At 73.1% G+C, this 12,703-nt stretch carries 8 protein-coding genes; 1 reads left to right on the forward strand and 7 read right to left on the reverse strand.

The genetic code is table 11. The annotated features are described in order from the left end of the window. The 5 genes from FM076_RS23410 to FM076_RS23430 form a co-directional block, all read right to left on the reverse strand. On the reverse strand, positions 1-908 hold a 908-nt coding region (locus FM076_RS23410), incomplete at its 3' end, for a maltokinase N-terminal cap-like domain-containing protein (protein WP_430625931.1). Between the two features lie 32 nt (positions 909-940). Continuing rightward, the gene (gene treS / locus FM076_RS23415; RefSeq protein WP_173872914.1) at positions 941-2,650 is read right to left on the reverse strand and encodes a maltose alpha-D-glucosyltransferase; all 1,710 of its coding nucleotides are present in this window, start codon (positions 2,648-2,650) and stop codon (positions 941-943) included. Beyond that, a complete protein-coding gene (locus FM076_RS23420) occupies positions 2,637-4,697 on the reverse strand; it encodes an alpha-1,4-glucan--maltose-1-phosphate maltosyltransferase (protein WP_173872915.1) in 2,061 nt (686 codons plus the stop codon). Before FM076_RS23420 ends, treS begins: the two co-directional genes overlap by 14 nt. Before the next feature lie 384 nt (positions 4,698-5,081). Continuing rightward, positions 5,082-6,683 carry a M4 family metallopeptidase gene (locus tag FM076_RS23425; protein WP_345945181.1) on the reverse strand — a complete coding sequence of 534 codons (1,602 nt, stop codon included), beginning with the start codon at positions 6,681-6,683 and terminating at the stop codon, positions 5,082-5,084. Between the two features lie 259 nt (positions 6,684-6,942). Beyond that, complete coding sequence (locus tag FM076_RS23430) at positions 6,943-7,530, reverse strand: TetR family transcriptional regulator (RefSeq protein WP_173872917.1); 588 nt, start codon at positions 7,528-7,530, stop codon at positions 6,943-6,945. 172 nt (positions 7,531-7,702) lie between these two features. Here FM076_RS23430 and FM076_RS23435 point away from each other — a divergent pair, with 172 nt between their 5' ends. Beyond that, a complete protein-coding gene (locus FM076_RS23435; protein WP_180218598.1) occupies positions 7,703-8,710 on the forward strand; it encodes an FAD-dependent oxidoreductase in 1,008 nt (335 codons plus the stop codon). 219 nt (positions 8,711-8,929) lie between these two features. Here the strand turns inward: FM076_RS23435 and FM076_RS23440 are convergent, their stop codons facing one another. Both FM076_RS23440 and glgX read right to left on the reverse strand, forming a co-directional pair. Continuing rightward, the gene (locus FM076_RS23440) at positions 8,930-10,219 is read right to left on the reverse strand and encodes an MFS transporter (RefSeq protein ID WP_173872919.1); all 1,290 of its coding nucleotides are present in this window, start codon (positions 10,217-10,219) and stop codon (positions 8,930-8,932) included. Between the two features lie 101 nt (positions 10,220-10,320). Then, a complete protein-coding gene (glgX, locus tag FM076_RS23445; RefSeq protein ID WP_243275063.1) occupies positions 10,321-12,507 on the reverse strand; it encodes a glycogen debranching protein GlgX in 2,187 nt (728 codons plus the stop codon). Positions 12,508-12,703: the final 196 nt, after the last annotated feature.

Genomic DNA, 12,703 nt, shown 5'->3' on the forward strand with positions numbered 1-12,703 from the left:
ATCCCGGCCGCCGTCCGCTCCAGCCGGGCGCCGGACAGCGTCGCGGTGGGCAGCGCCTCGGCGAGCCCGGCGTGCACCCGCGCCGTGGTGCGGCCGAGCGCGCGGGCCGCCCCTGTGAAGTCCTCGCCCGCCTCCAGCGCCCGCAGTGCGAGCTGCCAGCCGTCCCGGGAGCCGGGCAGATACCTCTGGAGCACGCCCAGCGTGCGGGGGCCGGACGCCTCCTGGGCCCCGGGACCCGGCGCCGTGCTCTCGAACCAGGCCAGCGGCGGCGGCACCTGCGCGCAGCCGTGCCGCGCGAGCGCCGAGGTCAGCTCCAGCTCGGGATGGATGCCGGGCTCCACCCGGCGGAACACCTTCAGTATCGCGGCGTCGCCGAAGACCACCGAGGTGTTGGACTGCTCGGCCCCCAGCGGACGCGGGCGGGGGCGTGCCGGAACAGTGGCGCCGCCGCTCCGGTGGAAGCGCAGCGTGCCCAGGGTGCCGGGGACGCGCAGCCGTTCCAGCAGCAGGCCCGCCAGCCGCGGGTCCCCCAGCGCCTCGTACACCGCCCTGCCGCGCAGCGGTCCCGACGACGGCCGGGCGATCAGTGCCGGGGCCAGTTCGGGCGGGAGCACGTCCCGTACACCGAGCAGGAGTTGGTAGCAGTCGCCGCCGTCCTCCGGGTGGGCGGCGGGCCCGGTCCGCACCAGGAGGTGGAGCAGGCCGGGGGCGGTGCCGCCCGCCCCGCAGGGGAGCACCTCCGTGGCGGCCACCAGGGACAGTCCCGTCAGGGGGCGTCCCTTGCCCGCGAACCACCGCTGGCGCGGCAGCCAGTCCAGCAGGGCGGAGGTCAGGGAGCGCAGGGCGGCTTCGCCGCCGGGGTCCGCCGGCGGGGTGCCGGTGGCCAGGCGTAAGGAGCGGTCAGGCATGGTGACCCTCCACAGAGTCGGGGAGCGGACGGTTACGTCTTCCTCAGGCGGAACCAGTAGAAGCCGTGGCCCGCCAGGGTGAGCAGATAGGGCAGGGCGCCGATGGCGGGGAACCGCACGCCGCCGATCAGTTCGACGGGCACCCGCCCCTCCCACTCCCGCAGGTCCAGTTCGGTGGGCTGCGGGAAGCGGGAGAAGTTGTGCACGCACATCACCAGGTCGTCGCCGCCGTCGGGGAGCCTCAGCTCCCGCAGGAAGGCCAGCACGGCCGGGTTGGAGGAGGACAGCTCCTCGTAGGAGCCCAGACCGAAGGCCGGGTTCTGCTTGCGGACCTCGATCACCCGCCGCGTCCAGTGCAGCAGCGAGCTGGGCGAACTCATCGCCGCCTCGACGTTGGTGACCTGGTAGCCGTGGACCGGGTCCATGATGGTGGGCAGGAAGAGGCGGCCGGGGTCGCAGGAGGAGAAGCCCGCGTTGCGGTCGGGCGTCCACTGCATGGGGGTGCGCACGGCGTCCCGGTCGCCGAGCCAGATGTTGTCGCCCATGCCGATCTCGTCGCCGTAGTAGAGGATCGGCGAGCCGGGCAGGGACAGCAGCAGCGCGGTGAAGAGTTCGATCTGCTTGCGGTCGTTGTCCAGCAGCGGTGCCAGTCGGCGCCGGATGCCGATGTTGGCGCGCATGCGCGGGTCCTTGGCGTACTCCGCGTACATGTAGTCGCGCTCCTCGTCGGTGACCATCTCCAGGGTCAGCTCGTCGTGGTTGCGCAGGAAGATGCCCCACTGGCAGCCGGAGGGGATGGGCGGTGTCTTGGCGAGGATCTCCGAGACCGGGTAGCGGGACTCGCGGCGCACGGCCATGAAGATGCGCGGCATCACCGGGAAGTGGAACGCCATGTGGCACTCGTCGCCGCCCCTGGCGTAGTCGCCGAAGTAGTCGACGACGTCCTCCGGCCACTGGTTGGCCTCGGCCAGCAGCACCGTGTCGGGGTAGTTGGCGTCGACCATGCGGCGCACGCGCTTCAGGAAGGCGTGGGACCGCGGCAGGTTCTCGCAGTTGGTGCCCTCCTCCGCGTACAGGTAGGGCACGGCGTCCAGCCGGAACCCGTCGATGCCCAGGTCCAGCCAGAAGCGCAGCGCCGAGATCATCTCGTCCTGCACCGTGGGGTTCTCGTAGTTGAGGTCCGGCTGGTGCGAGAAGAAGCGGTGCCAGTAGTACTGCTTGCGCACCGGGTCGAAGGTCCAGTTGGAGACCTCGGTGTCGACGAAGATGACGCGGGCGTCCTGGTACTGCTTGTCGTCGTCGGCCCAGACGTAGTAGTCGCCGTAGGGGCCGTGAGGGTCGCGCCGGGACTCCTGGAACCACGGGTGCTGGTCGCTGGTGTGGTTCATGACGAAGTCGATGATGACCCGCATGCCGCGCTGGTGGGCCGCGTCCACGAACTCCACGAAGTCGGCGATGTCCCCGAACTCCGGCTGCACGGAGGTGTAGTCGCTCACGTCGTAGCCGCCGTCCTTCAGGGGGGAGCTGAAGAACGGGGGGAGCCACAGGCAGTCCACCCCCAGCCACTGGAGGTAGTCCAGTCTCGCGGTCAGGCCGCGCAGGTCACCGATGCCGTCGCCGTCGCTGTCCTGGAAGGAGCGGACCAGGACCTCGTAGAAGACGGCGCGCTTGAACCAGTCCGGGTCCCGGTCCTTGGCGGGGGTGTCCTCGAACGTGTCGGGGACGGGCTCATTGACGCTCATGAGTGGCTGACCCTCCGGTCGGTGAGGACGGTCGCAGAGTGAGGATGTGCGCCGCGGCCGGAGACTCACCTCCCGGCGCCAGCCGCACATAGTTGTCCCTGCCCCAGTGGTAGGTCGCCCCGGTGAGCTGGTCGCGCACCGGGAAGGACTCCGCTCCGCTCAATTGAGCGGGGCTCAGTCCGGATGCTGCGAAATGCGTCATGTCCAACGACACCGTGGCCTCGTGGGTGTGGTGCGCGTCGAGGTTGACGACGACGAGCACGGTGTCGTCGTGGCTCTCGCCCGGCTGGCGGCGGCCGTGCTTGGAGTAGACGAGGATGTTGTCGTTGTCCGCGTGGTGGAAGCGCAGGTCACGCAGCTGCCGGAGCGCCGGGTGGCGGCGGCGCAGCCGGTTGAGCAGCGTGATCAGCGGGGTGATCGAGCGGCCCTCGCGGTCGGCCGCCGCCCAGTCGCGGGGCCGCAGCTGGTACTTCTCCGAGGACAGGTACTCCTCGCTGCCCGGCCGCACCGGGGTGTTCTCGCACAGCTCGTAGCCCGCGTACATCCCCCAGGACGGGGAGAGGGTCGCCGCCAGCACCGCGCGGATCTCGAACGCGGGCCGCCCGCCGTGCTGGAGGTAGGCGTGCAGGATGTCCGGGGTGTTCACGAAGAAGTTGGGCCGCATGGAGGCCGCGGCCTCACCGGTCAGCTCCGTCAGATACTCCGTCAGCTCCTGCTTGGTGGTGCGCCAGGTGAAGTAGGTGTACGACTGCTGGAAGCCGATCCGCGCCAGGGTGTGCACCATCGCGGGGCGCGTGAACGCCTCGGCGAGGAAGAGCACGTCCGGGTCGGTGCGGTTGATCTCGGCGATGACCTTCTCCCAGAAGGCCACCGGCTTGGTGTGCGGGTTGTCCACGCGGAAGATGCGCACCCCGTGGTCCATCCACAGCCGCAGCACCCGCAGCGTCTCACGGAGGATGCCCTCGGCGGCCCAGGGGTCGTCGTCGAAGCAGAGCGGATAGATGTCCTGGTACTTCTTGGGCGGGTTCTCGGCGTGCGCGATGCTGCCGTCGGCACGCTTGCGGAACCACTCCGGGTGCTCCTTGACCCACGGGTGGTCGGGGGAGCACTGGAGCGCGAAGTCGAGGGCCACCTCCATGCCCAGCGCGCGGGCCCGGGCAACGAAGTGGTCGAAGTCCGCCATGGTGCCCAGATCGGGGTGGACGGCGTCGTGCCCGCCGGCCGCCGAGCCCACGGCCCAGGGGGAGCCCACGTCGTGGGCCGAGGCCGACAGCGCGTTGTCCGGGCCTTTGCGGTGGGTCTCACCGATGGGGTGGACCGGCGGCAGGTAGACGACGTCGAAACCCATCGCGGCGACGGCGTCCAGCCGCCCCGCGGCGGTGCGCAGCGTGCCGCTGACCGGCGGCTCGCCTTCCCGTACGACGGCGCCCTCGGAGCGGGGGAACAGCTCGTACCAGGAGCCGAACAGCGCCCGGAAGCGCTCCACGTGGAGCGGCAGCGGGCGTGAGGCGGTGACCAGGTCGCGCAGCGGGTGGCGCTCCAGGACGGCCGTCACCTCGGGGGTGAGTGCGGCGGCCAGCCGGGCGGCCGGCGGCCGGCCGGTGTCCCGCAGCGCCTCGGCGGCGGCCAGCACGGTGTCCCGGTCCGCGCCCCGGGGCACCCCGGCGGCGGCCCGTTCGTGGAGTGCGGCGCCTTCCTCCAGGACGAGCGGGACGTCGATGCCCGCGGGAACCTTGATCCGCGCGTGCTGCCGCCAGGTGGCCACCGGGTGGCTCCATGCCTCGACCGTGTAGCTCCAGCGGCCCTCCACCGTGGGGGTCACCTCGGCGCCCCAGCGGTCGGTGCCGGGCGCCAGTTCGCGCATGGGCGTCCAGGGGCCCGGCCGGCCCTCCGGATCGCGCAGGACGACGTTGGCTCCCACCGCCTCGTGGCCCTCCCGGAAGACGGTGGCCGTGACGGGGAAGGTCTCGCCGGCCACGGCCTTCGCCGGGCGTTTTCCGCACTCCACGAGGGGGCGGACATCGAGCACGGGAATGCGACCGATCATGGGCTCACCTGTGGGCATAACGGGAGATAACGGGCTGAGGACTCCGTACTTTCCTACCGTTCGGGGACTGCTGTGCGGGTGTGGGCAGGACGGCTCTCGCCCGCGTCACTCGGGCGGGTCTGTGCCGATACGGGCGTCACGTACGGAACGCTCGACAAGGGCCGTCTTTTCCGACAGTACGTTATCCGGCCGTGACCGCAAGAGGCAGATCCGTGATCAAGTCAGGCCGCATATGCGGGAGTTGGCGTATGTGCGGGTCCCCCGGCGCCGCCGCCGCAGCCGGCCCCGGTGTGCCCGCCCGCGCGCGAGGGCCCCGCCCCCCTCGGGTGGAGGGGGACGGGGCCTGGGTGGCCGGGCGGGAGCGCCGCGCCGGACGGCGCCGGCTCAGCCGCCGGTGACGTTCACCGCGGTCCAGGCGGCCTTGACCGTCTTGACCTCGGTGCTGTCCTTGCCGTAGAGGTCCTCGGCGGCCTTGACGGTCGCGGTGCGCGCGGCCGCGTAGTCCGTCGTCGAGGTCATCTGCTCGGTCAGCGCCTTGAACCAGATCTTCTCGGCCTTGTCGATGCCGATGCCGTCGACCTTCGAGCCGTCCTTGGTGGGCGAGTTGTACTTCACGCCGTTCACCTCGCGCTCCCCGCTGCCCACCGACAGCAGGAAGAAGAAGTGGTTGGCGATGCCGGAGGAGTAGTGGACGTCCACGCCCCCGGCCTCGGGCGACCAGTAGTCCAGCGACTGGCCGTCCTTGCTGGGCTGGTCCATGTAGCGCAGCGGGGTGCCGTCGCCGTTGATGTCGATCTTCTCGCCGACCAGGTAGTCCGGGGTGTCCTCCGGGCTGTTCGCGTGGAACTCGACCGCCGCGGCGAAGATGTCGGAGGTGGCCTCGTTCAGACCGCCCGACTCGCCCGCGTACTCCAGGTTGGCCGTGGTGGAGGTGACGCCGTGCGACATCTCGTGCGCCGCCACGTCCAGCGAGGTGAGGGGCTTCTTGTTGCCCTCGCCGTCGCCGTAGGTCATGCAGAAGCAGGAGTCGTCCCAGAACGCGTTGACGTAGTTGTCGCCGTAGTGGACCCGGCTCACCGCGCCCTTGCCGTCACCCGCGATGCCCTCACGGCCGTGCACGTCCTTGTAGTAGTCCCAGGTGGCACCCGCGCCGTAGTGCGCGTCGACGCCCGCGGTGGCCGGGTCGTTCGGGGTCCCGTCGCCCCAGGTGTCGTCCTCGTCGGTGAACGGCTCGCCGTCGCCGCTCTCACCGTTCTTGAGGTTGGTGGTCTTGTTGCCGCCCCGCTTCTCGTCGGTCATAGTGAACGCGCCCGAAGAGCCCGAGGTGCCGATCTCGACCTTGCCGCTGTACTGGCTGTTGCCGGTGCCCTCCTTGATGCCCTGGAACTCGAAGAGCTTCTTGCCGGTCCTCGCGTCCGTGATGACGTGGAGCTGGTTGGGCGCACCGGACTTCTGCACGCCCCCGACGACGGTCTCCCACGCCAGCCGCGGCGTGCCCTCGGCGGCCCAGACGACCTTGCGGGGCGCCTTGCTGCCCTTGGCGGCGGCGGTGGCCGGCTTGTGCGCGGCGGGCGCCTCGGTGCTCACCGCGATCTTCGCGTCGGTCGCCTTGGTGGTGCCCGTCCGCTTGCCGTCGGCCGACTTGTGGACGATCAGGTCGCCGCCGAGCACCGGCAGACCGTCGTAGGTGCGCGTGTAACGGACGTGCGTGGCACCGTTCTTGTTCTTGATGACGTCCTTGACGTGGAGCTTCTCCTTGGCGCCGAGGCCCAGCGCGCGGGCGTCGGCCGCCTTGGCCGCCTTCGTGGCGGCGGCCTCGACCAGCGAGGTGTGCTGGGCCGAGGTGAGCTTCGCGGGCAGTGCGCCGCTGGCCGAGACGTCCCCGCTGGGGGCGGCGCCGGCGGTTCCCGCGGTGACGCCCGCCGCGACGAGGGCGGCGGTGGCGGCGAGGGCGGATATCCGCTGTTTGGAGGAGAGGGATCTCACGTGGTGGCTCCTTCTGCCGTGGGGGCCGGGCGGCATGGGTGATCAGCCGTCCGGGCAGAACCGAAGTGCGGTGCACCGTGCGGATTTCCGACCGGAGGTCGGACTGGCGTACGAGATCCGCACCGCGCGCTCGGCAGCCTGCCACTGATTGCATGTCCATGTCACCAATGCACCGCGCTGCGAGCGGAGGATGGCCGGATTTCTGTTCGTTGCTACGAACGCGGTGCCCGCATAACGGACGTTCCGCCGCCGGGACGGGTCAGCCGCCGGACTCCGGGTAGACGGCCTCCAGCAGGTTGCGCGCGAAGCGCGGTGGATCGTCCAGTCCGCAGGCGCCCAGCGTGCGGGTGCCGCCCGCGAGCAGGTGCGGGATCGCCGCGTGCAGGGCCAGCGTCACCACGGCGGCCCGGTGCGGCGTCACCGGCAGGCCCGCGGCGCGCTGCACGGCCTCGAAGGCGGGGAAGTCCGAGCCGCCGATGGGGTCCAGCACCTCCGACAGCCACGGCTTCCGTGCGGCCTCGGCCTGGAGTTCGAAGTAGGCCAGCAGCCGCGGCCGGCCCGGCCCCGCCACGTCGGCCAGCAGGCCGGCCAGCAGCTCCGCCAGGGCCTTGCGCCCGGACGGCGGCGCCTGGGCGGCGAGCCGTTCCACCGTGGCGCCGTATTGCTCGACGCACCGCTCCGCGACCCCGCGCAGCAGCGCGTCACGGCTGGGGAAGTAGTTCTTCGCCGTACCCGCGGGCACCCCCGCCGCGGCGTCCACCGCGCGGTGGGTGAGTCCGCGCCCGCCCGCCTCGGCCAGTACGGCGATGGCGGCGTCCCGCAGCCGGTCCCGGCGGTCCGGATTCACGCGTGCCCTCCCCTTCCGGCTGTTCCTGCTGGCACTTGGCGACACTACCCCAACCGTGGTACCACAGGTGTGGTGGTGCCGGAGTCGTGCCGGTACCCGGACCGGGGGAGGCCCCATGCGCACAACCGTGTGACGGCGCACCGCCGTTGTCGTCGGGGCGGGGGTGGCCGGACTGGCGTCCGCGCTGGGGCTGCGGCGGGCCGGCTGGCGGGTGACGGTGCTGGAGCGGCGCGCCGGACTGGAGCGGTACGGCACCGCGTTCGGCATCCACCCCACGGCGCAGGCGGCACTCGACCGGCTCGGCGAGGGCGTCGGCGCCGCCCTGCGCCACCTCGCCGTGCCCTACCGCGACGCGCACATCCGTACGCCCGACGGCAGAAGGCTGGCCCGGCTGCCCCTGGAGCGCATCGAACGGAAGGCGGGCTGCCCCGAACTGCTCATCTCCCGCCCCTACATGATCGACACGTTGTTGGCGGCACTGGAGGAGACCGGCCAGGTCTCCCTCGAACTGGGCCGGGCGGCGCCCGACCCGGCGGTGCTCGCGCGCGAGTACGACCTGGTCGTCGGCGCCGACGGCATCAACAGCGCCGTCCGCACCGCCCTCTTCGGCACCCGCAGCCGCCCCCGGCGCCTCGGCACCGCCGCCTGGATCGGCACCGCCGACCTCGACAGCCCGCTGCACGGCGAGACCTGGGGCGCCGGCGGCTTCTTCGGCCTGACCCCCGTCGAACCGGGCCGCACCAACTGGTACGCCACCGCGCCCGGGGCCACCACGGCCGAGGTGCTGCGCACCCTGTTCACCGGCTGGCACGACCCGGTGCCCCGCATCCTGGGCGGAACCGACCCGGCCGGCTGGATCCGGTACGAGATGCGGCACCTGTATCCGGCGCTGCCCTCCTTCGTGCACGGCGGGCACATCGCCCTCGTCGGCGACGCGGCACACGCCATGACCCCCAACCTCGGCCAGGGCGCCTGCACCGCCCTCCTCGACGCCGAGGCCCTCGCCCGCGCCGTCACCCGCCACGCCGGACCGGGAGCCCTTCCCGAGGCGCTGCGCGCCTACGACACCGAGCGCCGCCGCGCCGCCCAGCGCGTCGCCCTCGCCTCCCGCACCCTGCACCGCCTCATGACGACCCGCCACACCCGCACCCGCGACGCCCTGCTGCGGCTCCTGCCCTGAGACGGGCCGCCGCCCGATTGCGGCTCCTCCCTTGAGACGTGGCCGCGACGCCCGGCTGCGCTTTCTGCGCCTCAGACGTGGCCGCGACGCCCGGCTGCGGCTCCTGCCCTCAGACGTGGCCGAGGCCGTGCCCCGATGCGCGGCCGTCCCGGCATCGCCCGGCACCCCGCGCCGACCTCGCGCCCCGGCCCCGGGTGCCGCCCCGCCCCGGGCGCCGTCTCAGGCGTCGGCGCCCCGGACGCGGTCGGGGCTCTCGCGGGGGCCGCCGCGCGAGGAGGCGGGTGCCGGGGCGGTGACGGCTCGCAGGTCGCGGATCGCCGGCACCGACAGCAATGCCGTGCTCACCCCCACCATGATCACGCCCCCGGCGACCAGCACCGTCCGCCCGCCCAGCAGGTGCGCGGCCGGGCCCGCCAGCGCCTGGCCCACCGGCATCATGGCGAGCGAGCCGGCCACCTCGTAGGCGTGGATGCGGTTGAGGATCTCGCCGGGCACCTGCGTCTGCACACTGGTCGCCCACATCACGCTCCAGACGCCGCCGCCCACCCCCCAGACGAAGGCGGCCGTCATCATGGCGGCGGGCGGCAGGCCCAGCCCGACGGCGGCCGGGAAGAGGCAGCACGCCGCCAGCGCGAGCGAGCCCGCCCGCAACTGGCGCACCGGCCGGAACCGCAGCGCCAGCAGCCCGCCCAGCGCGGTGCCGCCTCCGAGGGCCGAGTTGACCAGCCCGTACACGCCGGGGCCGTCGTCGGGGATGATCTCGGAGGCCGTGAGCGGCACCAGCGGGCCGGACACCGTGACCACGTAGACCATCCAGATGAGGATGACGCTCCACATCCAGGTGCGGGCCCGGAACTCCCGCCAGCCCTCCACGAGATCGGCGCGGTAACTGGAGCGCTCCGCCGCCCGTCCGGCCGGCGCCGGCAGCCGCAGCAGTGCCAGGCACAGGGCGCTGAGCGCGTAGGTCGCGGCGTGCGCGGCGAACACCACGCCGGGCGAGAAGCCGCCCACCAGCGCGCCCGCCAGCGCCGGGCCCAGCAGCATGGCCAGGGACTCGGCCGTGCGTATCAGCCCGTTGGCGCCCTGCACATCGGCGGCGACCCGCGGAATGGTGCTGGCGACGCCTGGCTGGAAGAGCCCCGCGCAGATGCCGTTGACCGCGCCGATGGCGCACACCTGCCACAGCACCACATTGCCGGTCAGGAACAGCACGGACATCAGCGCCTGGGTGCCGACCCGTACCAGGTCGGAACCGATCATCAGGACACGGGTGTTGAAGCGGTCGCAGAAGACGCCGCCGAAGACGACGAACCCCGCCAGGAACACGGTCAGCGACGCCAGGGCCGCACCGATCGCACCGGGGCCGTGCCCCCGCTGGATGAGCCCGGCCGACAGCGCGAGGGGCAGCATGGCGTCACCGAGCTTGGCGACGGCCCTGCCGGTGAAGAAGAGGGCGAAGTTCCGTGAACGCGGAAAGGCCGCGGGGACGGCGGGAGAGGTCACGTCCATCCAGTCTGGCCGGGCCGGTACGCCCGCGCGAACCCTTTTACGCCGGAGGGGGCGCGCGGGTTCACGCCGGAGGGGGGCGCGGGCCGGCCCCGCCCGTCGGCTCAGACCTCCGCCGTACCGCGTTCGCGGACCCGCAGCACCAGCACCGACCGGGCCGCCACCAGCACCTCGTCCCCCGCCGGGTACGGCCCGGCGTCCGGCTCGCCCTCGCACGCGGTGTCCACGACGGGCTCGTACCAGGCGCCCCACGGCGGTCCCGGCAGCCGGAAGGCCAGGTCCTCGGCGCCCGCGTGCAGGACGCACAGGAAGCTGTCGTCGCGTACCGGAGCCCCCCTCTCGTCGCGCTCGGGGATGTCGCGGCCCGACAGGAACATGGCCACCGTGGCACCGGGCGCGAACCAGTCGGCCTGTGTCATCTCCTCGCCCCGCGCGGTGAACCACGCCAGGTCCCGCAGTCCGCCCTCGGCGCGCGGCTGTCCCGAGAAGAAGGAGCGGCGCCGCAGCACCGGGTGCGCGCGCCGCAGCCGCACCAGGCGTGCGGCCAGCTCCAGCAGCGCGCGCCAGCGCGGTTCGGCCAGCAGCGACCAGTCCACCCAACTGGTGGGGGAGTCCTGGCAGTAGGCGTTGTTGTTGCCGCCCTGGGTGCGTCCCATCTCGTCCCCGGCCACCAGCATCGGCACCCCGGTGGACAGCAGCAGGGTGGTGAGCAGGTTGCGGATCTGGCGGGTGCGCAGGGCCCGCACCTGAGGGTCGTCGGTCTCTCCTTCGGTGCCGCAGTTCCAGGAGCGGTTCTCGGGCGCGCCGTCGCGGTTGCCCTCGCCGTTGGCCTCGTTGCGCTTGTGCGTGTAGGTGACCAGGTCGCGGAGCGTGAACCCGTCGTGCGCCGTGACGTGGTTGAGCGAGGCCCAGGGGTGCCGCCCGCCCCCGCCGTACAGGTCGCTGGAGCCGGAGAGCCGGTGGCCGAGGTCGCGCGGGTCCGGCAGGGCCCCGCGCCAGAAGTCGCGCACGGTGTCGCGGTAGCGGTCGTTCCACTCCGTCCAGGGCGGCGGGAAGGCACCCACCTGGTAGCCGCCGGGTCCCAGGTCCCACGGCTCCGCGATCAGTTTGACGCGGCGCAGCACCGGGTCCTGCCCGACGGCGGACAGGAACGGGGAGAGCATGTCGACGCCGTGCGCCCGGCGGGCCAGCGCGGAGGCCAGGTCGAAGCGGAAGCCGTCCACCCCCATCTCCCGTACCCAGTAGCGCAGCGAGTCGGTGACCAGGCGCAGCACGTGCGGCTGGGAGACGTCCAGGGTGTTGCCGCAGCCGGTGTGGTCGGTGCAGCGGCGCGGGTCGTGCGCGGGGAGCCGGTAGTGGCCCCGGTTGTCGATGCCGCGCAGGGAGTAGGTCGGGCCGTGCTCGTCACCCTCCGCGGTGTGGTTGTGGACGACGTCGAGCAGCACCTCGATGCCCGCCGCGTGCAGGGCCCGCACCATCTCCCGGAACTCCGTCACCTGCTCGCCGCGGGTGCCGGAGGCGGCGTAGCCGGCGTGGGGTGCGAAGCAGCAGACGGGGTTGTAGCCCCAGTAGTTGCGCAGCCCCCGGCGCAGCAGGTGGTCCTCGTGGGCGAACTGGTGCACGGGCAGCAGCTCCACCGCCGTGACGCCGAGCGTCCGCAGATGGGCGACGGCGGCCGGGTGGGCCAGCCCCGCGTAGGTGCCGCGCAGTTCCTCGGGAACGCCGGGGTGCCGCATCGTGAAGCCGCGCACGTGCAGCTCGTAGACGACCGAGTCGGCCCACGGGACCCGCGGCCTCTCCCGTTCCGGTACGGGGGCCGCGTCGCCGACGACCACGCCCTTGGGGACGTAGGGGGCCGAGTCCCGCTCGTCGCGCACCGTGTCGGCGTGCCGGCGCTGCGGCCAGTCGCGGACGTGCCCGTGTACCTCGGCGGGCAGTGCCGCGGGCTGCCCCGGCACGGCGCCGGGCGGCGCGAAGTCCCCGTCCACGGCGCGCGCGTACGGGTCGAGCAGCAGTTTGGCCGGATTCCAGCGCGCCCCCGTCCACGGGTCCCACCGGCCGTGCACCCGGTACCCGTACCGCTGCCCGGGGCCCACTCCGGGCAGGAAGCCGTGCCAGACGCCCAGCGTCGGTCCGGCGAGCCGGTGGCGCCTCTCGGAGCCGTCGTCGTCGAACAGGCACAGCTCCACGGCCTCGGCGCCGCCCGCCCACAGGGCGAAGCCGGTCCCGGCCACACCGTCCGGCCCGGTGCGGCAGCGGGCGCCGAGCGGGTCGGGGACGCCCGGCCGCATCCGCGCCGGGCCGCCGGCGGCGGCCGGATCCGGTGCGCGCTTCACGGGGGGTTCGGATGGGTACGACACGTGGCGGCCTCCCGTGGTCTCCCGGCCGGATGGGACCGTGCGGCGCCCGCTGCGCGCGGGCCGTACCGTCCCGCGCTCCCGCCAGGTGCCCCTTTTCCGCATCCTTCCCGGAGGCGAAACCTCGCTC

The organism is Streptomyces albus subsp. chlorinus, assembly GCF_013302895.1.
Lineage (GTDB): Bacteria > Actinomycetota > Actinomycetes > Streptomycetales > Streptomycetaceae > Streptomyces > Streptomyces chlorinus.

Coding starts and splice junctions, on each gene's coding strand:
- treS (WP_173872914.1), bottom strand. CDS start 2,650: ATGAGCGTCAATGAGCCCGTCCCCGACACGTTCGAGGACACCCCCGCC.
- FM076_RS23420 (WP_173872915.1), bottom strand. CDS start 4,697: ATGATCGGTCGCATTCCCGTGCTCGATGTCCGCCCCCTCGTGGAGTGC.
- FM076_RS23440 (WP_173872919.1), bottom strand. CDS start 10,219: ATGGACGTGACCTCTCCCGCCGTCCCCGCGGCCTTTCCGCGTTCACGG.
- glgX (WP_243275063.1), bottom strand. CDS start 12,507: ATGCGGCCGGGCGTCCCCGACCCGCTCGGCGCCCGCTGCCGCACCGGG.